Source organism: Caulobacter sp. GW821-FHT09H08, from assembly GCF_059415885.1.
Genome location: NZ_JBWKOC010000007.1, coordinates 104530 through 127793 on the forward strand (window position 1 = coordinate 104530; position 23264 = coordinate 127793).

The window sequence follows — 23264 nt, forward strand, 5'->3', positions numbered from 1 at the left end:
CCATGCTGATCCTCGGCCTCACCGGCTCGATCGGCATGGGAAAGTCGACGACCTCGAAGATGTTCCAGGACGAGGGCGTGCCGGTCTACGATTCCGACGCGGCCGTGCATGCGCTCTATGCGGTCGGCGGCGCGGCGGTCGCCCCGGTGGCCGAAGCCTTCCCTGGCGTGGTCGTCGACGGCGCGATCGACCGGGCCAGACTCAGCGCGGCTGTCGTCGGCAAGTCCGAGGCCCTGGCCAAGCTTGAAGCCATCGTCCACCCGCTCGTTGGCGCCCACCGGATCGGCTTCTTCGAGGAAGCCCAGGCCAAGGGCCAGGACATCGTCGTCCTCGACATTCCCCTGCTGTTCGAGACCAACGGCCACAAGAAGGTCGACAAGGTTGTCGTGGTTTCGGCCCCGGCCGACGTCCAGCGTGAGCGGGTCCTGGCTCGCCCCGACATGACCCCCGAGAAGTTCGAGGCGATCCTGGCCCGCCAGACGCCAGACGCCGAAAAGCGCGAGCGGGCCGATTTCGTCGTCGATACCGGCAAGGGCCTCGACCATGCCCGCGCCCAGGTCCGCGACCTTCTGACTCTGTTGAGAACTTCCAGCCCCGCTTGATGCGGGACTCGAACGGCTTCATTGAAGGGTCATGGCCCGGGAAATCATCCTCGACACCGAAACCACCGGCTTCGATCCGAAGACGGGCGACCGCCTGGTCGAAATCGGCTGCATCGAGGTGGTCGACTTCATGCCGACCGGCCGGTCGTTCCACGAGTATTGCGACCCGCTGCGCGACATGCCGGCCGAGGCCGAGAAGGTCCACGGCCTGTCGTCGGCCTTCCTGACCGGCAAGCCCAAGTTCCACGAGATCGCCGACAAGTTCATCGACTTCGTCGGCGACAGCGTCGTCGTCGCCCACAACGCCGCCTTCGACCGCTCGTTCGTCAATTTCGAGCTGGAGAAATGCGGTCGCGCGCCGATCGTCGAGGAACGCTGGATCGACACCCTGGCCATGGCCAAGAAGCGCTTTCCGGGCATGTACAACTCGCTCGACGCGCTGTGTAAGCGGTTCAAGATCAGCCTCGACAGCCGCGACAAGCACGGGGCCCTGATCGACTCCCACCTGCTGGCTGAAGTCTATCTGGAACTGCAGGGCGGCAAGGAACGCGCTCTGGAGCTGACCCACGTCGAGGCCCTGTCCGTCTCGGCCGCGATCCAGGGCTCGTATGGCGCTCGCCCTCGCCCCCTGGCGCCGCGTTCGACCGACGCCGAGCGCGAAGTCCACGCCGCCTGGATCCGCAAGAACCTCAAGGACAAGGCGCTGTGGATCCAGTTCGGGGTCGTCGCGGCCGAGGGCTAGCGCCCTCTCCTAGTGGACCGTGCCCACGCAGGCCGCCGATCGCGCCAGCAGGAAATCCCGTTCCCGTTCATTGCGCGTAAGCTCGGCGGCGGCGTCGAACGCGACGCGAGCCTCCGATAGCCGTCCGGCCCGGAACAGCAGATCTCCCTTCGCCGCCGGCAGCGGAGCGTAGTTGCGCAAGGCGGCGCCGTCGGCGATCTCGTCCACCAGGGCCAGGCCCGCCTCCGGGCCGAACGCCATGCCATAGGCCATGGCCCGGTTCAGCTCGACCACCGGCGACGGCATGACTACGCGCAGCCGATCATAGAGCCCGGCGATGCGAGCCCAGTCGGTGTCTTCGGCCTTGCGAGCCCGGGCGTGGCAGGCGGCGAGCGCGGCCTGCAAAGCGTAGGGGCCATCCGCGCCGCCCAGGGCTTCGGCGCGGGCCAGGGCCGCCAGACCCCGGCGGATCAGCAGCTGATCCCAGCGCGCCCGGTTCTGTTCGGTGATCGGCACGAAGCCGCCGTCGGGCCCGGTGCGGGCGGCCAGACGCGAGGCCTGGATCTCCATCAGGGCCAGCAGGCCATGGACCTCCGGCTCGTCCGGGGCGAGGCCGACCAGGATCCGGCCCAGCCTCTGGGCTTCGGCGCACAGCTTGGGCCGGATCAGGTCCTCGCCGGCGCTGGCGGCATAGCCCTCGTTGAAGATCAGGTAGACGACCTGCAGCACCGAGCCCAGGCGCGCATCCCGCTCGGCGCCACGCGGGACTTCGAAGGACAGGCCGGCCTCGCCGATCGCCCGCTTGGCCCGGACGATGCGCTGGGCGATCGCCGGCTCGCTGGCCAGGAAGGCTCGGGCGATCTCGTCCGTGGTCAACCCACCGATCAGCCGCAGGGTCAGGGCCGCACGGGCCTCGGATGAGATCACCGGGTGGCAGGCCGTGAAGATCAGGCCCAGCAGTTCGTCGCCGACAGGATCGTCCATGGTCGCCTCGATGGCCTGTGCGGCGGAATCGTCGGCCTCCTCCAGGCCGTGGCCGATCTCCGCGTGCTTGCGCGCCAGCATCTTGTCGCGGCGAAAGCGGTCGATGGCGCGCCGACGGGCGGCGGCCATCAGCCAGGCGGCGGGATTGTTGGGGACACCCGTCCTCGGCCACTCGGCCAGGGCGACGACCAGCGCGTCCTGGGCCAGCTCTTTGGCCAGGTCCAGGCTGCGGGTCACGCGGGCCAGGCCCGCGACGAGCCTGGTCCGCTCGATGCGGTAGACCGCCTCGATCGCCCTTTCCGTTTCAAGGCGGGTATCGTCCGCCGCCATCGCGGGCTTCAGGCGCCAGCCAGGCGGTCGCGATTGCGGTTGTGCAGGGCTTCCAGCTCCGGGGTCATGACCTCGCCGAAGTCCTCCATCATCTCGATGACGGGACGGATCTCGATCTCGCTGGGACCGGGCATCGGGTTGGGGCAGCGCTTCACCCACTCGACCGCCTCGGCCATGTCGCGGACTTCCCAGAGCCAGTAGCCGGCGACCAGCTCGCGGGTCTCGGCGAACGGGCCGTCGATCACGGTGCGCGACGCACCGTCGAAGGCGATTCGCTTGGCGTTCGAGGTGGGCTTGAGGCCATCGCCGCCGACCATGACGCCGGCATTGACCAGCTCTTCGTTGTACTTGCCCATCGCTTCGATCAGCTCAGCCGTGGGCAGGGCGCCCTGTTCGCTGTCCTCGGTCGCCTTCACGAACACCACCACACGCATCGTCCGTCTCCTTCGAATGATCGGGCCGGAAGCGGCCTCGTATCTTCATGACGAACGGGCGATGCCGGGATCGACAGCCTGTCCGCTAAATTTTTAGGTCGGCCGTCACGGGCGCGTGGTCGCTGGGTCGCTCCCACTCGCGGACATTGTCGTGAACGCGCGAGCTGACCTTGCCATCGATGAACGCCGCCTCGCGCAGGCCGGGGCTCGCCAGGATGTGATCCAGGCGCAGGCCGCGGTTGGACTTGCGGAAGTCGGCGGCGCGATAGCTCCACCAGGAAAACAGCTTTTCCGGCTCCGGCGTCGCCAGGCGCGGCAGGTCCAGCAGGTTCATCGAGGCCATCATGGCCTCGAAGGCCTCGAGTTCGGCCGGGGTATGGCTAACGACCTTCAGCATCTGGCGGTGGCTCCAGACGTCGTTCTCGCCGGGCGCGATGTTCAGGTCGCCGGTGACGATCAGCGGCGCCTTGGGGTCGCGTTTCTTCAGGGCGGCGGTCAGGGTCTCGTAGAAATCGAGCTTGTGGTCGAACTTGGGGTTGCCGACCCGGTCGGGCGTATCGCCGCCGGCCGGGATGTAGAAGTTCTGGATGTCGACGCCGGCCACCTTGACCGCCACGCAGCGGGCGTGGCCCTCGCGGCAGTTCATCAGCGTCGGGACGTCCTCGAACGGCAGGCGCGAGGCGATGGCCACGCCGTGCCAGCCCTTCTGGCCGGCGATCTTCAGGTAGGGCAGGCCCATGTCCTCGAAGGCCTGGCGCGGGAACTCGCCCTCCTGGCACTTGATCTCCTGCATGCACAGGACATCGGGCGCCTGCTCATCGACGAAACGGGCGGCCTGCTCGGCGCGGAGGCGGACGGAATTGACGTTCCAGGTGGCGATACGAAGGCGCATGGCTTGGCTGTATCGCGGTTTTCCGGACCCGAAAAGAAAAACGCCCCAGCGCCTCGGACGCAATTGCTGGCCGGAGGCCGGCCACCAGGAAGAAAAACGCCCCCGGGCGCCGAGCGCCCGGGGGACGAAAGTCTAGTCTCTCATGCCGCCGCCGGGAGGGGATAGGATCCGGCACGGTTCGCGAGGAGCGGGTCGGTCGCTCTTCGCCATGCGTGTTAAATATGCCACTTCCAAACGTTAAGTCAACCCCGAAGCGGGTTGATTCTTGCCTGTTGTGGTAATGTCACAATCGTTAAGTGGATCTACTTCCCGACTTTTCGACGCGGATCGGTCAGCACAAAGAGCTTCGGATCCAGGCCCGAGGTCTCGGCGAAATCGCTGAGGCGGACGCGGATCTGGCCGCCCTTGATGTCGGTCACCGTCCAGCCCATCAGGGCGACGGGGCTGTTCGAGAAATCCAGCGAGATGCGGCCCAGCGCCTGGCGCTTGGCGTCCTGGGCCACGATCGTGAAACCGTCGGCCAGCGGTCGGACGTCGGTGATGACCACGCCGCGATCCAGGCGGACCTCGCGGGCCAGCAACAGATTCAGCGGCGTCTTGCTGAGTGGATAGCTCTCATAGGTCTTCAGCCGGCTGTCGAAGATGTTGACGTTGTTGCCGTTGCTGACGACCAGCAGGCCGGCCGGCGGGTCGTAGGCGAACCGCGCCTTGCCGGGGCGCTGCATGTAGAAGGCGCCCTGCGTCTGGGTCCCGCGCTGGTCGGTCTGCACGAAGCGGCCCTTGGCCGACGACAGGCCCTGGATGTAGGCGGTGGCCTTGTCGACCAGCGCCTTCTGGTCGGCGGTCAGCGTGGCGGGGGCCGGCGCGGTCTGCGAGAACGCGGGCGAGGCGATGGCGACGGCCAGGCCGGCCGCCAGGAGGATACGGCGAGTGGTCATGCGAACTCCTTAGCCGCAACCTTGGCCTGCGCGAAGGCCGCCGCAAGGCCATTTTCCGGCGCTCCGATGAAGCGCCGTTCAGGTTGGGACGTAGGAGAACCCGCTTCAACCGTTATGGTTTCGCTTCCGTTGGCGTGGAAAGGACCCCGCCCATATCCTTGGCGGCCAACATTCGCTCGGGATCGCAGCGCCATAGCTCGGCGGCGATCCCGCCCATGTCCAGCTCTGCGAAGCTTACAAGCGCTGCGGCATCGTCCGCGAAGTCCATGGTTCCAAGCGCTTTCGGCTTCCGATAGCCGACGTAGTAGGCGAAGCGATACTTCGGCACCGCCCGCTCCTACATCGGCGGCGGTGGCGGCGCCAAAATCTCGCGCTTGCCGGCGTGGTTGGCGGCGCCGACGACGCCTTCCTTTTCCATCCGCTCCATCAGCGAGGCGGCGCGGTTGTAGCCGATCTGCAGGCGGCGCTGGATGTAGCTGGTCGAGGCCTTGCGGTCGCGGGTGACCACGGCCACGGCGTGGTCGTAGAGGTCGTTGGCCCCGCCCTCGCCGGCGAAGGCGCCTTCGATCGCCTCTTCCTGCTCCTCGTCGCCACCGGCGGTGACTTCTTCCAGGTACTGCGGAATGCCCTGGTCGCGCAGGAACTTGGCGACCTGCTCGACCTCGCCGTCCGAGACGAACGGACCGTGCAGGCGGGTGATGCGGCCGCCGCCGGCCATGTAGAGCATGTCGCCCTGGCCCAGCAGCTGCTCGGCGCCCTGCTCGCCCAGGATGGTGCGGGCGTCGATCTTCGAGGTGACCTGGAAGCTGATCCGGGTCGGGAAGTTGGCCTTGATGGTGCCGGTGATGACGTCGACCGACGGGCGCTGGGTGGCCATGATCAGGTGGATGCCGGCGGCGCGGGCCATCTGGGCCAGACGCTGCACGGCGCCTTCGATGTCCTTGCCGGCCACCATCATCAGGTCGGCGACCTCGTCGATCACCACGACCAGATAGGGCATGGCCTCGGGGCGGATCTGCTCGGTCTCGTAGATCGGGCGGCCAGCGTCGTCGAACCCCGTTTGAACAGTACGTTCAAAATGCTCGCCCTTGGCCGCGGCCTCGTTGGCCTTCTCGTTGTAGCCGCCGATGTTGCGCACGCCGATCTTGGACATGCGGCGATAGCGGTCCTCCATCTCGCGGACGGTCCACTTCAGGGCCACGACGGCCTTCTTCGGATCGGTCACGACGGGGGCCAGGAGGTGCGGGATGCCGTCATAGACCGACAGTTCCAGCATTTTGGGGTCGATCATGATGAAGCGGCACTTCTCGGGCGGCAGCTTGTACAGGATCGACAGGATCATGGCGTTGACGCCGACAGACTTGCCCGAGCCGGTCGTACCGGCGATCAGCAGGTGGGGCATCTTGGCCAGATCGGCGATATAGGGCTCGCCGCCGATGGTCTCGCCCAGCGCCATGGGCAGGATCTGGCTGGCCTTCTCGTAGTCGGCGCTGCTCAGCAGGTCGCGGAGGTAGACGGTCTCGCGGCGCTGGTTGGGCATTTCGATGCCGATGGCGTTGCGGCCCTGGGCCACCGCCACGCGGCACGAGATCACGCTCATCGAGCGGGCGATGTCATCCGCAAGAGCGACGACCCGGGCGGTCTTCACGCCTGGAGCCGGCACCAGCTCGTACATGGTGACCACGGGGCCGGGGCGGATCTGGTCGATCTGGCCCTTCACGCCGAACTCGGCCAGCACGCTTTCCAGCAGGCGGGCGTTCTGGCGCAGGGCGCCGGCGTCGACTTCCGACGAGCGCGGCTTGGACTTGGCCAGCATGGCCAGCTCGGGCAGCTGGAAGCCGGCGTCCTCGTCGAAGTCGAAGGCCTTCTGCTGCTCGCGGGCCTCGCGGCCGGATTCCTTGGGCGCGGTCTTGGGCTTGGCGATGGCCATCGGACGGGCGTCGAGCGAGTCCTCGAATTCGTCCTCGTCGTCCTGGACAGCGGGCGGTGGGGTGTAGGCGCGTTCGCTGACCGGGGTGGGCGCGGCGGCGACGGCGTCGTCGCGGTCGTCGGCGTCCAGGGGTGGCAGCGGGCCGCGCTCGCGGCGCGGCGCGGGCTCGGTCTTTTCCTTCTTGGCGCGGGCCGGCTTTGGCGCAGGCGCGGGCATCGGTTCCGGCTCGGGGCGGACGCGCGGCTGCAGGGCGTTGCTGACGGCGGTGTGGATGGCGTCCGGATCGACGTCGCGCACGCCGATCGCGAAGCCCAGGGCGACGATGGCCCCGATCGCGAACAGGATGGCCGAGATGACGGTCGCGCCGGGAATGTGGGCGAAGCCCAGGACGTTGGCGACCATGTGCAGCAGGCCGTCGCCCCAGAAGCCGCCCAGGCCCTTCTCCAGCTGCCAGATGGCCGGCGGCGGTGGCGCGGCCAGGGTGGCAGACAGCGCCAGCAGGCCCAGGGAGCCGATGACGGCGCGCTGGCGCAGGTCCTTGCGCTCGGCGTCAGGGTCGGCCTGGACCACGCGGGTGACGCCGAACACCAGCATCAGCAAGGCAATCCCCCAGGCCGACAGGCCGATGGACTGCATGAGCATGTCGGAAATCGCCGCGCCCAGGCCGCCCAGGGCGTTGCGGGCCGGCTCGCCGGTGACGGCGTTGAAGCTGGGATCGGTGGCGTTGTAGGTGGCGATGGCCAGCAGCAGGCCAGCCCCCAGGACGGTGACGATCCCGCCCCGGAACCGGGCCGTCCAAGGCTGGACCCAGCTGTAACGGAGGGCGTCCCAAAGGAGCTCCGTCGTGGATCGCCGCGCGGCTCGCGCCATGAAAGTCTCCGAACTCAACTTCGCATTCCAGGACCTGCCAGGCAGGTCCAATCGCGATGTTGTGCCCGAAGAGGGTTAAGGGGCGTTTACGGCGTTCGTCAGGAAATGATTCAGAACGTCGCGGATGCGTCCTCGCCCTTCGACAAGCTCAGGGTGAGGACGACTTTGAGTGGCGGCTCATTAGAAACCTCACCCTGAGCTTGTCGAAGGGCGGGGTTTCGGCTCCTCAAGCCGCGTCGAACGCCACCGGGCCACCCCAGAAGCTCTGGACCAGGCCGTTCTGCGGGCCCGGCGTTCCGGTCGTCAGGAACACCCGGCTGCCGCCGGTCCCCTGAACATAGTCCGGGTGACGCTCCAGATAGAGCTCCAGCGCGTCGGCCGTCGCCGCCGGCTGCTGGATCAGCGGCGTTCCCGCCGGCAGAGCCGCGCGGAACAGGTCGGCGATGATCTCGTAGTGGGTGCAGCCCAGCACCACCCGGTCCGGGAAGCGGCCGATCCGGGTCTTCAGGGCCTGGACGTGAGCCTCGACCGCCTTGGCGATCTCGACGACCGAAGCGTCGCCCTCGATCAGCGGCACCAGCTCCGGGCAGGGCTCGGAGAACACCGCCAGGTCCTGCTTGCGCTTGTCGATCTCGATCTCGTAGACGCGCGAACGCACCGTCGCCTGGGTGGCGAAAACGCCCAGGATGTCCAGCGCCTGGACCTTCTCGCCGCGCCGTTCGGCCTCGTGTTCCCACGGCAGGCCCGTGGCCTTCTCGATGGTCGGGACGATGATGCCCAGGATGTTGACCGGTCGGCCCAGTTCCTTGCGGTAGATGGGCAGCCAGGTCTGTTGCAGGCGGCGCAGGGCGATGGCCGAGGCGGTGTTGCAGGCCAGGACGACCAGGCTGGCGCCGCGGTCGAACAGGCGGATGCAGCCGGCCTTGGTCAGCTCGACGATCTCCTCGCCGGTCCGCACGCCGTAGGGCGCATTGGCCTGGTCGGCCAGATAGGTGAAGTCCGCCTGCGGCAGACGCTGCACGAGGGCGCGGTGGACCGAGAGGCCGCCCACGCCGGAGTCGAAGACGCCGATCATGGACCAAGCTGTAGCCGCCAATCCGACCATCGTCCACGTGATGACGAACGTTACCGTCCTGTCATGTGACGTGATCGGAGGCTTGTCCTAGGGTCGCCTCAAATCTTCACCGGAGACACTCCGTGCAACGTCGTACGTTCCTTGCTTCGGCCGCAGCCGCCGGGGCCGCCGCCGCCATCAGTCCGAGTCTCGCCATGGCCCAGTCCAACGCTTCTTTGGCCGCCAATCCCCTGACCCAGAAGTGGACCGGCCCCTACGGCGGCATTCCCGCCTTCGACAAGGTCAGGATCGCCGACTTCAAGCCGGCCCTCGAGGCGGCTATGGCCGCGAACCTGGCCGAGATCGACGCGATCACGGCGAACAAGGCCGCGCCGACCTTCGACAACACCATCGCCGCGCTGGAAGACGCCGGCCGCACGCTGGACAACGTCCGGACCGTCTACGGCATCTGGAGCTCCAACATGAGCTCGCCGGAATTCCAGGCCGTGGCGCGCGAGATGGACCCCAAGCTCTCGGCCCATAACGACAAGATCAACCAGAACGCCGCGCTCTTCGCCCGCATCGAGGCGGTCTACAATTCGCCCGCCAAGACCAAGCTGACGGCCGAGCAGCAGCGGGTGCTGTGGATCTACTACCGCAACTTCGTGCGCTCCGGCGCTAAGCTGGATACGGCCGCCAAGGCCCGGGTCGGCGCGATCAATACCGAGCTGGCCGGCCTGTTCAACCAGTTCAGCCAGAACCTTCTGGCCGACGAGAATACCTGGATCGAGCTTGGCGACGCCGAGCTGGCTGGCCTGCCCGAAGGCCTGAAGGCCGCCGCCGCCTCAAACGCGGCCTCGCGCAAGCTGCCGGGGAAGTTCATCGTCGTGAACACCCGCTCCAGCGTCGATCCGTTCCTGACCGAAAGCCCGGTCCGCGCCGCCCGCGAGAAGGTCTGGCGCGCCTTCGTCAATCGCGGCGACAACGGCGGGGCGACCGACAACAACGCCATCATCGCCAAGATCCTGAAGCTGCGCGTCGAGCGGGCCAAGCTGCTGGGCTACAAGACCCACGCCCACTGGCGCCTGGAAGTGGCCATGGCCAAGACGCCCGAAAACGCCATGGCGCTGATGGAGGCGGTCTGGAAGCCGGCCATCGCCCAGGTCGCCATCGACGTCGCCGACATGCAGGCGATCATCGACAAAGAGGGCGGCGGGTTCAAACTCGAGCCCTGGGACTACCGCTTCTATGCCGAGAAGGTCCGGGCGGCGAAGTACGACCTCGATATGAACGAGGTGAAGCCCTACCTGCAGCTGGACAAGCTGCGCGAGGGCATGTTCTGGGCCTCGGGCCAGCTCTATGGCTTCCAGTTCAAGAAGCTGGACGGCATCCCCGTCTATCACGAGGACATCACCGTCTATGAGGTGACCCGCGCCGGCAAGCATGTCGGCCTGTGGTACTTCGACCCCTATGCCCGTCCGGGCAAGCGCTCGGGCGCGTGGATGAACGCCTACCGCACCCAGGAGCGATTCAAGGGTGAGGTCACCACGATCGTCTCGAACAACTCCAACTTCATCAAGGGCAAGGCCGGGGAGCCGGTGCTGATCTCGTGGGACGACGCCAGCACCCTGTTCCACGAGTTCGGCCACGCCATCCACGGCCTGAACGCCAACGCCACCTATCCGCTGGTGTCGGGCACCCGGGTCGCGCGCGACTATGTCGAATTCCCCAGCCAGCTGAACGAGCACTGGCTGCCCACGCCGCAGGTGCTGAACCAGTTCGCCCTGCACTATCAGACCGGCAAGCCCATCCCGCAGGCCCTGGTCGACAAGATCGAGAAGGCCGGCCAGTTCGGCCAGGGCTTCGGCACGACCGAGTACCTGGCCTCGGCCCTGATCGACATGAAGCTGCACCTGGCCGGCGACGTCGACATCGATCCGGACACGTTCGAGCGCGAGGAACTGGCCAAGCTGAACATGCCCAAGGAGATCGTGATGCGGCACCGCACGCCGCAGTTCGGTCACGTGTTCTCGAGCGACGGCTATTCGGCTGGCTACTACAGCTACCTGTGGTCCGACACCCTGACCGCCGACGCGGCCGAGGCCTTCGAGCAGGCGCTGGGCGGGTTCTACGACAAGGCGGTCGCCAAGCGCCTTTACGAGACCATCATGTCGAAGGGCAACACGGTCGATCCCGCCGACCAGTTCCGCGCCTTCCGCGGTCGCGACGTGAAGATCGGCGCCCTGATGCGCAAGCGCGGCTTCCCGGTCCCGCCCGGGGCTTGAGCCTGAATCCCTCTCCCCTTGTGGGAGAGGGTGGCCCGCCAGGGCCGAGTGAGGGGTTGAAGAACAGAACCGCCGCGACAGCGTTCCAGCCGTCGCGGCGTTTCTGTCTGTGCGACCCCTCATCCGTCCGCTTTGCGGACACCTTCTCCCGCAAGGGGAGAAGGGTTAGATCAATAGTGGGGGCTGAAGGAGTTTCGATGGCCGCGTCCAAGTCCGCCCTGCCCGCCTTCGCGCTTTCGCTGATCCTTGCTGCTCCGGCGCTCGCCCAGACCCCTCCCCCGCCCACCGTCGACCTCGGCCAGGCCCCGGCCCAGGACGAGAGCGCGGTGGTCGCCGAGCTGACCATCATGGCCAAGCCGCCCGGCCCGGCCGTCTGGCTGGTCGAGAAGGACGGCGCCAAGCTCTACATCCTCGGCTCGGCCCCGCCCCTGCCCCATCAGCTGAAGTGGGAAAGCCCGCGCCTGAACAAGGCGCTCGACAAGGCCAGCCTGGTGCTGGTGCCGCCCGAGGCGTCGGTGGGCGTCACCCAGATCGCCGGCTTCATCCTGAAATTCGGCGGCGGCCTCCGCCAGCCAATGGGCAAGAACCTCGAAGACCAGCTGCCGCCCGACCTGAAGGCGCGCTTCATCGAGTCCCGCAACCAGGCCCGCAAGGGCGCTGGCGACTACAAGAACTGGAAACCGGCCGTGGCGGGCTTCCTGCTGCTGTCGGACTTCCGCCAGGCCGCCGGTCTCTCGGAAGCCAAGCCGACCAGCACGATCGAGCGCATGGCCAAGGCTCGCAAGCTGAAGACCAAGTCGGTCGGCCAGTACCGGATGAGCGCGATCACCACCATCGCCTCGAAGCTCTCGGACGAGGATCAGCTCTACTGCCTGCGCGTGGCGCTGGACGAGATCCGCTACGACGGCGCCCATTCCACGACCATCGGCCGCGACTGGACCGAGGGCGACCTGGCTTCGGTGCGCAACCGCTACAACGCCAGCGGCGCCCAGCGCTGCCTGCTGCGCGCGCCCGGCGGCGCCGCTCTGCTGGAGAAGGGCCTGGTCCAGACGACCGGGGCGATGACCGAAGCCCTGAAGCGTCCCGGTGTCACCGTGGCGGTGGTCGATCTGGGTTTCCTGCTGCCGGGCAATGGCGTGCTTGATCGCCTGAAGGCGGGGGGCGCGACCATCACCTCGCCGGTGGAATAGCGCGCGTCCTTGACGGCCGGCCTCCCCTGCCCCCAGCGTGCGGGCGGTTCGGGAGGAGAAGACGTATGAAGACGATGATCGCAGCCGCTGCCGCGACGCTGCTGCTGCTGGCCGCCGGCGCGGCGCGCGCCGAGGTGATCGACGCCCAGCCCAACGGATTCGAGGTCAAGCACGAGGTCATCGTCAACGCGCCGGCCGCCACGGTCTGGACGACGCTGGTCCAGCCGTCGAAGTGGTGGGCGTCGGAGCACACCTGGTCGGGCTCGGCCGCCAATCTCTCGATCGGCGCGGCCTCGGGCGGCTGTTTCTGCGAGCGCCTGCCGAACGGCGGCTCGGCGCTGCACATGACCACGGTCAACGCCGTGCCGGGCCAGAAGCTGGTCCTGGTTGGCGGCCTCGGACCCATGCAGAGCTCGGGCGCGTCGGGCGCGCTGACCTTCCTGCTCGCCGAGAAGGACGGCAAGACGACGGTGACGGTCACCTACGATGTCGGCGGCTATTTCCGGGGCGGGTTGGACAAGATCGCCCGGCCGGTGGACGGTGTGCTGGGCCAGCAGGTCGCGGGGCTGAAGGCGGCGGCGGAGGCCACAAAGTAACTGTCATCCCGGGCGAAGTGTAGCGAAGACCCGGGACCGCAACAGGCTCCGCGCTTCCGGCGGTCCCGGCTCGGCGCGCTCCGCGCTTGGCCGGGATGACGGCTTTCAAAACAAAAAACGCCCGCGAACCTCTCGGTCGCGGGCGTCTTCGTGTCGGTTTGGCTGAAAAGTCTACGCGCTCTCGGCCATATCCCCGTCCGAGGCGCCCAGCAGGGCCATCTGCAGGCGCGAGCGGTCGCGGCGGGCCGCTTCCAGGGCGCCTTCGGCCAGGGCGGCTTCCGAGGTGAGGCGCTCGATCGTGGCCTGCAGTTCGGAGACCTTCTCTTCGTGCTCGCGGCGCAGCTGGTCCTGAGCTTCCTGCATGCCGTCCAGGCGGGTGCGCAGCTGGGCGGCCCGTTCCTCGGCGCGCTTCATCGCCTTGTCCTGGGCGACGCCGCTCTTGGCCAGCTGGTCGGCGCGTTCGATGGCGGTGGCGCGGGCCGTGTCGACGCCGGCGTGGCGCTGACGCAGGCCGTCGGCCTCTTCCTCAAGCGCGCGGACGCGTTCCAGGGCGCGTTCCAGGGCGACGTTGAGATCGCCGGCGCGGCGCTCGACGGCCTTCTGGTGGGCCGAGGACTCGGCCAGGCGGGCCGAGATCTGGCCGTTCATCTCTTCCAGCTTGTCGGCGCGACCGGTGGCGGTCTCCAGGCGGGTCTGCAAGGCCGAGATCTCGGCGCGGGCGGCCTCGACCTGGCTTTCCAGGTTGCGGATGGTGCGGCCGCTGTCGGTCTGGTGGGCCGCGATGGCGTTCTCGAGCGCCTGGATGCGGGCGCGTTCGTTGGCCAGCTGGGCTTCGAGGTCGGTCTCGATGCGCGACAGGCGGGCGACGTCCAGGCCGGCCTGGTCGACGCGCTTCTTCAGGGTCGCGGATTCCTCGCCCAACAGGGCGTTGTCCTGGTTGGCGCGGGCCAGGGCGGCCTCGGCGTCGCCACGACGGGTGTCGATGTCCTGGGCCTGGGTGCGCAGGCCGTCGACGTCCTGGGTCAGGTGCTCGATGCGGGCGGTGGAGTCGCGCAGGGAGGCGTCGAGGCTGGAGACCTTCAGGTCCGACTGCAGCAGGGCGTTGCGCAGACGGTCGATCTCGAGGGCGTTGTCCTCCAGCGCCGCGTCCAGGGTCTGGCGGCGGGCGTCGGATTCGCCGAGGGCGGTTTCGGCGGCGGCCAGGCGGGCGCTGACTTCGCGCTCCTCGGCCTGGATCAGGGTGACCTGGCGCTGGGCCGTGTCGTAGTTGGCGCGCAGGGCGATCAGCTCGGCGTGCTCGGCGCGGCGGGCTTCGAACTCCTGACCGACCGGACCACGGATCTCGGCGATCAGCGGCTCGATGGCCTTCAGGTGCTCCATGACCCGACCAATGCTGTCGAGGCCACCATGGATGGTCTCGTAGCGTTGGCCGATGGCCTGGGTGGATTCGATCTGGTGCTGCACGGCCTCGCTCCGGGTGTCCTCACCCAGAACGGTCGGCTTGGCGCCTTTGTTCTCGCGCGAATTCTTCGACAGCAGTCTCATCTAGCCCACCTTCGCCCCGTGCGAGTCCGCCGCGTCCTGAAGGACGCCCTTGCGGAAGCCGCGAATCTCTTACCCAGAGGTTAACAACTTAGTTTACGGACAGGATGAATGTCGAGGGCCCGACCCCGCGACCGGGCGTCGCGGACAGGCTTCAAACGCCCGAAAACTGGGGACGATCGACGGTTTCGGCGGCCAGGACCCGACCAGCGGCGGTTACAACGGCCGCGATGCGCAGCGCGGACTGTACTTCCACGGGTTGTACGCCCCGCGCGCGCAGCTCCGCTTCATGGCTGTCCAGGCACGCGCCGCAGGCGTTGATCGCCGAGACGGCGACGCACCAGAGCTCGTAGTCGACGGTCTCGACGCCTGGATGATGCGCCAGTCGGTTCATGCGCAGGCGCGACGGCAGGTCCCGGTACTCGGGCGCTTCCATCAGGTGCAGGGCGCGGAAATAGACGTTGTTCATCGCCATGATCGCTGCGGCGGTCCGAGCGGCCTCGAAGGCCTGCGGCGACAGGCCGGCCTCCCGCGCCGCCGTGTTGATCGCCGCCAGCGTCTCGGGCTCGCCGACCGCGCAGGCGCTGGCGACGAAGCAGCCCCACTTGGCCTGGTCGGACAGGATGGTCTCGCTCGCCAGCACGCCGAGATTGGTCCCGATGTCCCGGGCATAGGCGGGCAGCTGGGCGCGCAGGACCTCGATCGACATGGGGGCGCTCCATCCGGAAGGGACTGGCGGCTTAGCACTGTGGGGACGGTTCGTCCCGGTCCGCGCGCTGGGGGGAAAAGACGCGGACCGGGACTTGCGGGACTTCCGACGCCGGGAGGGGAGAAGCGCCGGTGTCTTCACCGTGAAGATGGGATACGCCGCCGCTCGAAAGTTATCCAATCGATAGTTTTTGGAAGTTCGATAGATACGGCCTATATAGGAGCCATGCTCCTCCCGACCCTTCGCCAGCTGCAATATCTGAAGCTCCTGTCCGAGCACGGCTCGTTCAGTCGCGCCGCCGAGAGCGCCTATGTGACCCAGCCGACCCTGTCGGCGGGGATCCAGGAACTGGAGAAGATTCTGGGCGCGCCGGTCGTGGATCGGGCGCGCTCGGGCGTGATCCTGACCGCCGCCGGCCAGGAGGCCGTGCGCCGGGCCGAGGACATCCTGGCCAGGACCGAGGACCTGGTGCAGGCCGCGCGGGGCGCCGGCCAGCCGCTGGCGGGCCGCTTCCGGCTGGGGGTGATCCCGACCGTGGCGCCCTACCTGCTGCCCCGCGCCCTGCCCGTGCTGCGCGACCGCTTCCCGAAGCTGAAGCTGTTCCTGCGCGAGGACCTGACCCAGCGGCTGATCGCGGCCCTGAAGACCGGGGCCCTCGACGCGGCTTTGATTGCCCTGCCCTACGACATGAGCGGCCTGGACTGGGCCCATGTCGAGGACGACGAACTTCTGGCCGCCGCGCCGGCCAACCACCCGATGGCGGCCTCGGTTCGCGTCGATCCGGCCAGCCTGGAGGGCGACGACCTGATCCTGCTGGAAGACGGCCACTGCCTGCGCGACCACGCCCTGGCCGCCTGTGGCCTGGAGCCGCCCAAGGGGTTCGGCGACGATGAGACCTTCGCCGCGACGTCCCTGCCGACCCTGGTTCAGATGATCGGTTCGGGCCTGGGCGTCTCGTTCCTGCCGGCCATGGCGGTCGAAGCGGGCCTGACCGACAAGGCGGCGATCACCGTACGGCCGCTCGCCACCGAGCACCCCAGTCGCGAGATCGTCGTGGCGTGGCGCTCGGGCTCCAGCCGGGGCGTCGAGGGTAAGCTCCTGGCGGAGACGCTGCAGAAGGCGGCTTAGCGCACCGCCAGCTTGGCCCGGGCGGACTGCTCGATCCTGTCGAGGCCCTTCAAGGTGTCGGCTGAGGCTTCCAGCGTGGTGTTGAAGATCCGCAGGTCGGCGGTGGTGATCCTGCGGATCGCCTTCTCCCGCGACCATTCCAGGCCGATCAGTTGACCCAGGCGGCAGGACTTGGGCAACACGGCGGCGCGTTGGGCGGGACCGGCTTTGACCACCAGCTTGGCGACCACCTCGTTCCAGTTGGGCGCGCCGGGGATGCACATCGGCAGCCGATCGCACTGGCCGGTCCAGAACCGCTTGTACCAGCGCTCGTGCTCGGCCGTGTCGTAGCGATTGGCGGTCGCGACCAGCGCCTGGCAATCGGCGCGAACATACGACTGCGCCTGCGCGCCGCCGGCCGCCAGCACGGTCGCCGCCAGCAGGGCGACGCCGAAGACCTTAGACACCATGAGAGATCGGACCCTCGGCGCGGCCTTCCACGAACTGGCGGACATAGGGGTTGTCGGTCGTGCGCAGTTCGGCGGCCGGACCGCGCCAGATGATCTTGCCGTCGTGCAGCATGGCGATCTCGTCGCCGATCGTCTGGGCCGAGGCCAGGTCGTGGGTGATCGACACCGCCGTGGAGCCGAGGCGACGCACCTGGTAGGAGATCAGCTCGTTGATCGCGGCGGCCGTGATGGGGTCCAGGCCCGTGGTCGGCTCGTCGAAGAACAGGATCTCCGGCTGGGCGACGACGGCGCGGGCCAGGCCGGCGCGCTTCTGCATGCCGCCGGACAGCTCCGAGGGGAAGCGGTCGGCGACGGCCGGCGCCAGGCGGACCTGCTCCAGCGCCTCGATCGCCCGCTCGCGGGCTTCCTTGCGCGGCACGCCATCGGCGTTGATCAGGCGGAAGGCGACGTTCTCCCAGATGGTCAGGCTGTCGAACAGGGCCGCGCCCTGGAACAGCACGCCGATGCGCGAGAACATTTTGCGCCGCTTGGTCTCCGACAGGCCGACGATGCACTGGCCGTCCAGCGTGATGCTGCCGGCGTCCGGGCGCATCAGGCCCATGGCGGTCTTGATGGTCACCGACTTGCCCTGGCCCGAGCCGCCGATGATCACCAGCGACTTGCCCGGCGCGACCGACAGGTCGAGGCCGTCGAGGATCGTGCGGTCGCCGAAGCGCTTGGTCACGCCTTTCCAGGCGAGCTTGGGGATCGCGTCGGTCATTTGGCCGCGTGGGTGAAGAAGGTGGTCAGGAGGTAGTCGGAGGCGAAGATCAGGATCGCCGAGGAGACCACCGCGTGGGTCGTGGCCCGGCCGACGCCGCGCGCGCCGCCCGAGGCGTTGTAGCCGTGATAGCAGCCCATCAGCGCCACGATGAAGCCGAAGACACCGGCCTTGATCAGGCCCGAGACGATGTCCCAGCCCTGCAGGAAGTCGATGGTGTTGCGGATGTAGATCGCCGAGCTGAAGTCCAGCACCCGGGTCGCCACCAGCCAGCCGCCGGCCACGCCGATGGTGTCGGCCACGGCGGTCAGCAGGGGCAGCATCAGGACGCCGGCCAGCAGGCGCGGGGCGACCAGGTAGCGGAACGGGTCCGTCGACAGGGTGCGCATGGCGTCGATCTGCTCGGTGGCGCGCATGGCCCCGATCTCGGCGGCGATGGCGGCCGAGACGCGACCGGCCAGCATCAGGGCCGCCAGCACGGGACCCAGCTCACGCGTGATGCCCAGAGCCACGATCTGCGGCATCACCTGCTCGGCGTTGAAGCGTCCGCCGCCGGTGAAGATGTTCAGGGCCAGGGCCGCGCCGGTGAAGATGGCGGTCAGGCCCACCACCGGCAGCGAGAAGAAGCCGATGGCCACGAACTGGCGCAGCAACTGAGCGCCGAACCAGCGCGGGGTCAGGGCGGCTGCGACGCCGCGCACGGCGAAGACGCCCACGGAGCCGACCATGCGGACGGCCCCCAGGGTCGAGCGTCCCAGCACCTGGACGGGATTTCTGGCGACCTTCCGGGCCGCCTCGGCCGCGGTCATCTCAGTAGCTCTCGGCCGGCTGGGTAGCCGGGTTGGCGGGCGCCGGGGCCGCCGCCTCGCTGCTCGCGCCGCCACCTTGCGGGCGGATCACCGAGCCGATCAGGCCGAACAGGTCGACCGCGCCTTGCGTGTTCTCGATCTGGCCGCCGGGCTTGATGTCGTCCAGCGAAGCGCCGGGGGCGATCGAGATGTGCGCGCCGCCCAGGATGCCGTCGCTGGTGATCTTGGCGGTCGAGTCGGCCGGCAGCTTCACGGTCGGATCGATGCTCAGCCTGGCCACGGCCAGGTAGGTCTTCGGCTCCAGCGTGATCTCCGAGACCGTGCCGACCTTGACGCCCGCGACGCTGACCGCCGCGCCGGGCGCCAGCGAGCCGGCCTCGCCGAACTTGGCGCTGATCTCGTAGTTGCCACGCTTCATGGCGACGCCGCCGACGCTCAGCGAATAGGTCAGGAACCCCGCCGCGAGGGCGAGGACGACGACGCCCATGGCCGTTTCGGCCCATTGTTCGCGCAAAGCAAATCCCCTCTGTTCTTGAACCCGAGGCCGCTCTTAGCGGCGGCCCTTCGCGTTCGAACCACCCTTTTGGAGTTGATTGATCAGGACGTCGATGTTGCCGCCGGCGTTGTCGATCGTCGAGACGAAGTCCTGCTGCTGGGTGATGGCCAGCCAGACGCCTTTGAACTGGACGTCGACGACCTTCCAGGTCTGGCCGCCGCCCAGCACGCGCCAGGAGACTTGCACGGGCTGGCTCAGCTGGCCGCCGGCGACCGTCGTGTTGACGATCACGTCGCCCGGCTTGCGGACGACCGAGCCGGTGACCTTCAGCTGCTCGCCGCGATAGTCGTCGATGCGGTTCTGGTAGACGCCTTCGGCATAGGTGCGGAACACCGGCGTGAAGCGGGCGCGCTGGTCCGGCGTGATGGTGCGGGCGTACTTGCCGAGCACGAAATTGGTGATGCGCGGCACGTCGGCCAGCTCGTCCACCGCCTGGTGGAAGGTCTGCTTCTTCTGCGCCTCGCTCATGCCCTTGTTGGCCAGGACCGAGATCACCTTCTGGGCGCGGGTCTGGACGAAGGCCTCGGCGCCAGGGTCGCGGGCGTTCTGGGCGAGGGCGGGCGTGGCGAGCGACAGGGCCGCGGCCCCGAAGAACGTCAAAAGCGCGGCGTTGGCGCCGCGCCGGGTAGGGGAGGTGTTCTGCATGGTGTTACCGGGGGAGGTCATGGTTTGGGCGTCCCAGCGGGACTTGGCGCCGGCGCGGGGGCGTCCGGCGTATCGAAATCGGGGAGCTGCTCGGCCTCGCCGGTGGCTTCACGGATGAAGGCCTCGCGGTACTGGGTATAGGCCGAACGGGCGGTGACGTAAGGATCGGCGGCGTCCTTCAGGGCGTCGAAGGCCGGGTCGGCCTGGGCGCGCAGGTCGAGGACGGTGACCGCCGCCCGGGCCTTGCCGAAGTCGCTTTCCAGGCCGCCGACATAGAGCGAGACCGGGTCGGTGACGAAGTCCAGCGCACGGCCGATGCCGTCGCGAACGTTCAGCGGACCCATCACCGGCACATAGAGATAGGCGCCGGGCTTGACGCCCCAGACGCCGAACGTCTGGCCAAAGTCCGCGCCGCGCGGCGGCAGGCCCATCTTGGCCGCCACATCGAACAGGCCCAGCACCCCGACCGTCGAATTGACGACGAAGCGCGTGGTCGTGCGGGCCGCGCGCCGGGGCTTGCCCTGCAGCACGTTGTTCATGAACGTGTTGGGCTCGCCCAGATTATAGACGGCCGAGCTGACGCGATTGCGGACGACCTTGGGCGTGACGGCCATGTAGCCGTGGGCGATCGGGCCGATCAGGGCCTTGTCGAGGCCCATGCTGAACTTGAACGAGCCCCGGTTGAAGCCCTCCAGCGGATCGCTGACGACCTGGGCCGGCGCTTGGGTCTGATCCTGCGCGTGGGCGGCGGGCGCGAGCGCCAGCAGGCCGGCGGCCACGACCGCTCCAGCGGCGGCGAAACGCCGTCCGTCGGCCTTGCGGCGCGGGCTCTGGGACTGCTCGCTCAAGCTCATGCTCCTGCTTCTCACACGCGCCATGTATTCACGGCGTCTTCCGTATCAAGATTGCCCCAGACTATTTCGGCGACGTGTGGCCGCCTTGCCCCGAACGGGCCCCTCTTGAACGGGCCGGCTGCGAAACGCTGATTCGATCCCGTGCGCCAGAAGCGGATCGCCCGGATGCGGCCGGATAAACACCCTGAATGGGGGTGTGCTGACGTTTTCCAGCCGATCGTTGTTTCCCTGCCGCGCTTAAACCTCCGCGCGACATAATCAGATATATCGGAAATAGCTCTTGACGATCGGCCAATCCGATATATCTATCATTTCGATATAACGAAACAGGATCTAAAAGACATGTTTGGACGACACCATCACCACCGCGGCCACTGGCGCGGCCAGGCCGACGAGCATCACGGCCGTCATCCCTTCGGTTTCCACGGCGGTCATCACGGCGGCCCGCATCATGGCCCGCGTGGTCGCGGCGGCCGCATGGGCCGGTTCTTCGACCACGGCGACCTGCGCTTCGTGGTGCTCAAGCTGATCGCCGAAAAGCCCAGCCACGGCTACGAGCTGATCAAGGCGATCGAGACGGCGGCCGGCGGCGCCTATAGCCCCAGCCCGGGCGTGGTCTATCCGACGCTGACCCTGCTGGAAGAGCTAGGCTACGTCACCGCCAGCGACGCCGGCGGCGGCAAGAAGCTCTACACGATCACCCCCGAGGGCGAGGCCTTCCTGGCGGGCAACGAACAGCCGGTCCGCTCGCTGTTCGAGCGCATGGCCGAAGCCGCCTCCGCCAGCGCGGCCTTCTCGCCGCAGATCCTGCGGGCCCGCGAGAACCTGAAGACGGCCCTGAAGCTGAAACTGCACGGTGGCCAGCTCTCTCCCGAGCAGATCGCGGCCATCGCCAAGGCCATGGACGACGCCGCCGCGGCGATCGAAGCCATCTGAACCGAAACCGGAGGGACAACATGGAAAGCCACGCCCGCGTCGCCACCGAAAAGGCGGCCCGCTACATGGTCCAGCTGGCCAAGCACTGGAGCCACAAGTTCGAGGTCCGCTACGACGAGACCACGGCCTTCTTCCCGCTGCCGGCGGGGACCTGTCGGATGACGGCCCATGCGGACGGTCTCGACATTACGGTCGAGGCCCCCGACATGGAGAGCCTGGCCCGCCTGGAAGACGTGGTGGCCAAGCACCTGGACCGCTTCGCCTTCCGCGAGGGCGAGCTGCAATACGGCTGGACCCGCGCCTGGCCGGCGGGCGGGGTGGACCCGCGCGCGGTGCGGATCAACGCGATCCACTAGAGGCTTCAGCCTAGGACTGGGCGAACGTCGGTCATCTCCGGTTCATCCAAGCTTCGCTTTAACGAGCGCCGAGCTTGAGAGAGATGACCATGAAGACCCTGCTGACCGCCACCATGCTGCTGGCCCTGACCTGTGCGGCGAGCGCCGAAGCCGCGCCGCAACGAACACCCAAGGCTCGGGTGCGCGACGTCGTCATCCACAGCGGCTGGACCTGGGGCCAGGGCCCCAGCAAGGCCTTCGCCTCGACCCTGACCGAGACCGTGAACGACGGCCTGGCGACCTGCGCGGCCGGCCAGGATCTGCGCCTGGACCTGAAGATCGAGAAGCTGAACATCCGGCAGGCCGGCGACGTCCGTTTCAGCGATCGCCCCAACCGCCTGGTCGCCCAGGTCAAGGTGCGGCAGGCGCGGGACAAGAGCGTGATCGATCTACAGCGCATCGATGTCCAGACGCCGGACGAGGGCATCCTGGCGTTGATCCGCGATCCGGAGATCATCCTGGCCGAAGCGACCAGCCAGGCGATCTGCGGCGCCTTCTTCGCGAAGGGTCCGGAGCTGGCTTCCCGCTAGTGCAGACCGCGCAGCAGATCCATGCGCCGCATGGCCTTACCGGGGATCTCTGAAATCCGGCCCAGCGGCAGGGCCTCGGCGAAGCTGCGCACGCCATAGGCGGCGTGGCGGACCAGGGTCGGGACCGAGGGCGAACCCAGGAAGCCGAACACCACGGTCTGGCGGGCGTTGGAAAGCTCGCGCTTGAAGCGGTAGTCGCCGGTGCCCAGGTCCAGCCGCGCATAGGGCGTGCCGTCCATGCTCTTCAGGATGTCCTGGAACAGCAGCATGCCCGGCGAATAGCGGTCCAGCTCGGGATTGTGCGCGATCAGCCAGCCATGGATCGTGTGCTCGCCGCGCAGGTGCAGATGCACGGCAGCCAGCTGGTCGCCCAGGTGCAGGGTGTAGAGCCCGCCGCCGAAGTTCGGCTCGCGCCCCTGGAACAGGGCCTCGACCAGGTTGTTGACCCAGGGCGTCTTGAAGAGGTCGGTCTGGCCGGTCGCCAGCAGCTGGGCCCGCTTCCAGGCGATCAGCTGCTCGAAGTCGGCGCGATCGGCCGACATGGCGGTGAAGCGGCTGGGGCCGACCTCGCGCTCGGCCTTGCGGCGCTTCTTGTCGATGTCCTTGAGCACCCCGACATTGGCGGCCTTCCGCTCGGCGGCGTAGGCCTCGTAGCCCTCGGGGGTTTCGACGATCCAGGAATCGGCCCGACCTCGGCCATGGCGCGCCAGGGTCTCGTCGTCGGCCAGCATGTGGCAGAAGTCGATGCGCGAAACGCCGAGCGCCGAAAGCAGGTCGCGCGGATTGAGCGTCACGCCCGGCGCCGAAACCAGCGCCTGATAATCGCACATCGGCGCGCCGACGGGCATGGCTACGCCGTGCTTGGTGCGCGCCGGGAGAAAGGCGACGGGCTCGCCCTCGGCGCCGCGCAGGATCGCGACCTTCACGTGTTGAGATTTTTCGCCCTGCGCCTGCGCGACCACGCGGGTCCAATGTGGCGACAGGAAAGGCGAGTCCAACCGCGTCTGGCCACGCTGCAGCTCGACCCACCGCGCGAGGTCGGCAGGCGAGAGGTCCAGCGCTTTGACGACTTCGATAGACAAGGAAAACGCCCCGACGGCATGAGTCGGGGCGCATCCTGATCCC

General features: G+C 68.1%; 25 protein-coding genes. 9 read left to right on the forward strand and 16 right to left on the reverse strand.

The genetic code is table 11. From position 1 onward, the window contains the following. Window positions 1-2 precede the first annotated feature (2 nt). Together coaE and dnaQ are read left to right on the forward strand one after the other, a co-directional pair. On the forward strand, window positions 3-602 hold the full coding sequence (coaE, locus tag AC07NN_RS22860) for a dephospho-CoA kinase (RefSeq protein WP_494646113.1): 600 nt from the start codon (window positions 3-5) through the stop codon (window positions 600-602). 31 nt (window positions 603-633) lie between these two features. Next, entirely contained in the window at window positions 634-1344 is a 711-nt protein-coding gene (dnaQ, locus tag AC07NN_RS22865) for a DNA polymerase III subunit epsilon (RefSeq protein ID WP_494646114.1), read from the forward strand. Window positions 1345-1353: 9 nt separating this feature from the next. On the opposite strand, the gene AC07NN_RS22870 is transcribed toward dnaQ, so the two are convergent. From AC07NN_RS22870 to AC07NN_RS22900, 7 genes are all read right to left on the reverse strand, one after another. Further along, window positions 1354-2637: an RNA polymerase sigma factor gene (locus AC07NN_RS22870; RefSeq protein WP_494646115.1), complete on the reverse strand. Its 1284-nt coding sequence runs from the start codon at window positions 2635-2637 to the stop codon at window positions 1354-1356. Window positions 2638-2645: 8 nt separating this feature from the next. Beyond that, window positions 2646-3071, reverse strand: a complete 426-nt coding sequence (locus tag AC07NN_RS22875) for a YciI family protein (RefSeq protein WP_494646116.1) — start codon at window positions 3069-3071, stop codon at window positions 2646-2648. A gap of 85 nt (window positions 3072-3156) precedes the next feature. After that, window positions 3157-3963, reverse strand: coding sequence for an exodeoxyribonuclease III (locus AC07NN_RS22880; protein WP_494646117.1), 807 nt, complete (start codon window positions 3961-3963; stop codon window positions 3157-3159). Between the two features lie 302 nt (window positions 3964-4265). Further along, window positions 4266-4901: an outer-membrane lipoprotein carrier protein LolA gene (locus AC07NN_RS22885; protein WP_494646118.1), complete on the reverse strand. Its 636-nt coding sequence runs from the start codon at window positions 4899-4901 to the stop codon at window positions 4266-4268. 112 nt (window positions 4902-5013) lie between these two features. Continuing rightward, entirely contained in the window at window positions 5014-5229 is a 216-nt protein-coding gene (locus AC07NN_RS22890) for a hypothetical protein (protein ID WP_494646119.1), read from the reverse strand. 9 nt (window positions 5230-5238) lie between these two features. Then, a complete protein-coding gene (locus AC07NN_RS22895) occupies window positions 5239-7719 on the reverse strand; it encodes an FtsK/SpoIIIE family DNA translocase (protein WP_494646120.1) in 2481 nt (826 codons plus the stop codon). Between the two features lie 208 nt (window positions 7720-7927). Further along, entirely contained in the window at window positions 7928-8776 is an 849-nt protein-coding gene (locus AC07NN_RS22900) for a glutamate racemase (RefSeq protein ID WP_494646121.1), read from the reverse strand. Between the two features lie 122 nt (window positions 8777-8898). Between AC07NN_RS22900 and AC07NN_RS22905 the strand changes: the two genes are divergently transcribed. The 3 genes from AC07NN_RS22905 to AC07NN_RS22915 all read left to right on the forward strand — a co-directional run bounded on the left by AC07NN_RS22905 (window position 8899) and on the right by AC07NN_RS22915 (window position 12826). Further along, complete coding sequence (locus AC07NN_RS22905) at window positions 8899-11040, forward strand: M3 family metallopeptidase (protein ID WP_494646122.1); 2142 nt, start codon at window positions 8899-8901, stop codon at window positions 11038-11040. A 197-nt stretch (window positions 11041-11237) separates the two neighbouring features. Next, on the forward strand, window positions 11238-12230 hold the full coding sequence (locus AC07NN_RS22910; RefSeq protein ID WP_494646123.1) for a TraB/GumN family protein: 993 nt from the start codon (window positions 11238-11240) through the stop codon (window positions 12228-12230). 65 nt (window positions 12231-12295) lie between these two features. Then, window positions 12296-12826 (forward strand): SRPBCC family protein, encoded by a 531-nt coding sequence (locus AC07NN_RS22915; protein WP_494646124.1) that lies wholly within the window; start codon window positions 12296-12298, stop codon window positions 12824-12826. A gap of 171 nt (window positions 12827-12997) precedes the next feature. Here AC07NN_RS22915 and creS read toward each other — a convergent pair whose 3' ends face one another. Both creS and ahpD read right to left on the reverse strand, forming a co-directional pair. Next, window positions 12998-14371 (reverse strand): crescentin, encoded by a 1374-nt coding sequence (gene creS / locus AC07NN_RS22920; protein ID WP_494646125.1) that lies wholly within the window; start codon window positions 14369-14371, stop codon window positions 12998-13000. A gap of 151 nt (window positions 14372-14522) precedes the next feature. Further along, window positions 14523-15077 carry an alkylhydroperoxidase, AhpD family gene (gene ahpD, locus AC07NN_RS22925; protein WP_494646126.1) on the reverse strand — a complete coding sequence of 185 codons (555 nt, stop codon included), beginning with the start codon at window positions 15075-15077 and terminating at the stop codon, window positions 14523-14525. Window positions 15078-15302: 225 nt separating this feature from the next. Between ahpD and AC07NN_RS22930 the strand changes: the two genes are divergently transcribed. Continuing rightward, complete coding sequence (locus AC07NN_RS22930; RefSeq protein ID WP_494646127.1) at window positions 15303-16205, forward strand: hydrogen peroxide-inducible genes activator; 903 nt, start codon at window positions 15303-15305, stop codon at window positions 16203-16205. On the opposite strand, the gene AC07NN_RS22935 is transcribed toward AC07NN_RS22930, so the two are convergent. The 6 genes from AC07NN_RS22935 to AC07NN_RS22960 are packed head-to-tail and all read right to left on the reverse strand — an operon-like array spanning window position 16202 to window position 20278. After that, a complete protein-coding gene (locus tag AC07NN_RS22935) occupies window positions 16202-16654 on the reverse strand; it encodes a hypothetical protein (protein ID WP_494646128.1) in 453 nt (150 codons plus the stop codon). The genes AC07NN_RS22930 and AC07NN_RS22935 overlap by 4 nt on opposite strands. Continuing rightward, window positions 16644-17414 carry an ABC transporter ATP-binding protein gene (locus tag AC07NN_RS22940; protein ID WP_494646129.1) on the reverse strand — a complete coding sequence of 257 codons (771 nt, stop codon included), beginning with the start codon at window positions 17412-17414 and terminating at the stop codon, window positions 16644-16646. The genes AC07NN_RS22935 and AC07NN_RS22940 overlap by 11 nt, the downstream gene beginning before the upstream one ends. After that, the gene (locus AC07NN_RS22945; RefSeq protein WP_494646130.1) at window positions 17411-18223 is read right to left on the reverse strand and encodes an MlaE family ABC transporter permease; all 813 of its coding nucleotides are present in this window, start codon (window positions 18221-18223) and stop codon (window positions 17411-17413) included. The genes AC07NN_RS22940 and AC07NN_RS22945 overlap by 4 nt, the downstream gene beginning before the upstream one ends. A gap of 1 nt (window position 18224) precedes the next feature. Next, window positions 18225-18737: an outer membrane lipid asymmetry maintenance protein MlaD gene (gene mlaD, locus AC07NN_RS22950; protein WP_494646131.1), complete on the reverse strand. Its 513-nt coding sequence runs from the start codon at window positions 18735-18737 to the stop codon at window positions 18225-18227. 36 nt (window positions 18738-18773) lie between these two features. Beyond that, entirely contained in the window at window positions 18774-19445 is a 672-nt protein-coding gene (locus AC07NN_RS22955) for an MlaC/ttg2D family ABC transporter substrate-binding protein (RefSeq protein WP_494646132.1), read from the reverse strand. After that, window positions 19442-20278, reverse strand: a complete 837-nt coding sequence (locus AC07NN_RS22960) for an MlaA family lipoprotein (RefSeq protein ID WP_494646133.1) — start codon at window positions 20276-20278, stop codon at window positions 19442-19444. Before AC07NN_RS22960 ends, AC07NN_RS22955 begins: the two co-directional genes overlap by 4 nt. 342 nt (window positions 20279-20620) lie before the next feature. On the opposite strand from AC07NN_RS22960, the gene AC07NN_RS22965 reads away from it, so the two are divergent. The 3 genes from AC07NN_RS22965 to AC07NN_RS22975 all read left to right on the forward strand — a co-directional run bounded on the left by AC07NN_RS22965 (window position 20621) and on the right by AC07NN_RS22975 (window position 22139). Continuing rightward, window positions 20621-21214 (forward strand): PadR family transcriptional regulator, encoded by a 594-nt coding sequence (locus tag AC07NN_RS22965; protein WP_494646134.1) that lies wholly within the window; start codon window positions 20621-20623, stop codon window positions 21212-21214. A 20-nt stretch (window positions 21215-21234) separates the two neighbouring features. Further along, on the forward strand, window positions 21235-21570 hold the full coding sequence (locus AC07NN_RS22970; protein ID WP_494646135.1) for a DUF2218 domain-containing protein: 336 nt from the start codon (window positions 21235-21237) through the stop codon (window positions 21568-21570). Between the two features lie 89 nt (window positions 21571-21659). Beyond that, window positions 21660-22139, forward strand: a complete 480-nt coding sequence (locus tag AC07NN_RS22975; RefSeq protein WP_494646136.1) for a hypothetical protein — start codon at window positions 21660-21662, stop codon at window positions 22137-22139. On the opposite strand, the gene AC07NN_RS22980 is transcribed toward AC07NN_RS22975, so the two are convergent. After that, window positions 22136-23221: a GNAT family N-acetyltransferase gene (locus AC07NN_RS22980; protein WP_494646137.1), complete on the reverse strand. Its 1086-nt coding sequence runs from the start codon at window positions 23219-23221 to the stop codon at window positions 22136-22138. The two genes, AC07NN_RS22975 and AC07NN_RS22980, sit on opposite strands and share 4 nt — an antisense overlap. Between the last annotated feature and the right edge of the window lie 43 nt (window positions 23222-23264).

Bases quoted from the DNA above. Each gene is read 5' to 3' on its own strand.
- AC07NN_RS22945 (WP_494646130.1), bottom strand. From the start codon at position 18,223: ATGACCGCGGCCGAGGCGGCCCGGAAGGTCGCCAGAAATCCCGTCCAG.
- AC07NN_RS22900 (WP_494646121.1), bottom strand. From the start codon at position 8,776: ATGATCGGCGTCTTCGACTCCGGCGTGGGCGGCCTCTCGGTCCACCGC.
- dnaQ (WP_494646114.1), top strand. From the start codon at position 634: ATGGCCCGGGAAATCATCCTCGACACCGAAACCACCGGCTTCGATCCG.
- AC07NN_RS22970 (WP_494646135.1), top strand. From the start codon at position 21,235: ATGGAAAGCCACGCCCGCGTCGCCACCGAAAAGGCGGCCCGCTACATG.
- ahpD (WP_494646126.1), bottom strand. From the start codon at position 15,077: ATGTCGATCGAGGTCCTGCGCGCCCAGCTGCCCGCCTATGCCCGGGAC.
- AC07NN_RS22940 (WP_494646129.1), bottom strand. From the start codon at position 17,414: ATGACCGACGCGATCCCCAAGCTCGCCTGGAAAGGCGTGACCAAGCGC.
- AC07NN_RS22935 (WP_494646128.1), bottom strand. From the start codon at position 16,654: ATGGTGTCTAAGGTCTTCGGCGTCGCCCTGCTGGCGGCGACCGTGCTG.
- AC07NN_RS22955 (WP_494646132.1), bottom strand. From the start codon at position 19,445: ATGACCTCCCCCGGTAACACCATGCAGAACACCTCCCCTACCCGGCGC.
- AC07NN_RS22875 (WP_494646116.1), bottom strand. From the start codon at position 3,071: ATGCGTGTGGTGGTGTTCGTGAAGGCGACCGAGGACAGCGAACAGGGC.
- AC07NN_RS22870 (WP_494646115.1), bottom strand. From the start codon at position 2,637: ATGGCGGCGGACGATACCCGCCTTGAAACGGAAAGGGCGATCGAGGCG.
- creS (WP_494646125.1), bottom strand. From the start codon at position 14,371: ATGAGACTGCTGTCGAAGAATTCGCGCGAGAACAAAGGCGCCAAGCCG.
- AC07NN_RS22960 (WP_494646133.1), bottom strand. From the start codon at position 20,278: ATGAGCTTGAGCGAGCAGTCCCAGAGCCCGCGCCGCAAGGCCGACGGA.
- AC07NN_RS22965 (WP_494646134.1), top strand. From the start codon at position 20,621: ATGTTTGGACGACACCATCACCACCGCGGCCACTGGCGCGGCCAGGCC.
- AC07NN_RS22975 (WP_494646136.1), top strand. From the start codon at position 21,660: ATGAAGACCCTGCTGACCGCCACCATGCTGCTGGCCCTGACCTGTGCG.
- AC07NN_RS22910 (WP_494646123.1), top strand. From the start codon at position 11,238: ATGGCCGCGTCCAAGTCCGCCCTGCCCGCCTTCGCGCTTTCGCTGATC.
- AC07NN_RS22915 (WP_494646124.1), top strand. From the start codon at position 12,296: ATGAAGACGATGATCGCAGCCGCTGCCGCGACGCTGCTGCTGCTGGCC.
- AC07NN_RS22880 (WP_494646117.1), bottom strand. From the start codon at position 3,963: ATGCGCCTTCGTATCGCCACCTGGAACGTCAATTCCGTCCGCCTCCGC.
- coaE (WP_494646113.1), top strand. From the start codon at position 3: ATGCTGATCCTCGGCCTCACCGGCTCGATCGGCATGGGAAAGTCGACG.
- AC07NN_RS22885 (WP_494646118.1), bottom strand. From the start codon at position 4,901: ATGACCACTCGCCGTATCCTCCTGGCGGCCGGCCTGGCCGTCGCCATC.
- AC07NN_RS22930 (WP_494646127.1), top strand. From the start codon at position 15,303: ATGCTCCTCCCGACCCTTCGCCAGCTGCAATATCTGAAGCTCCTGTCC.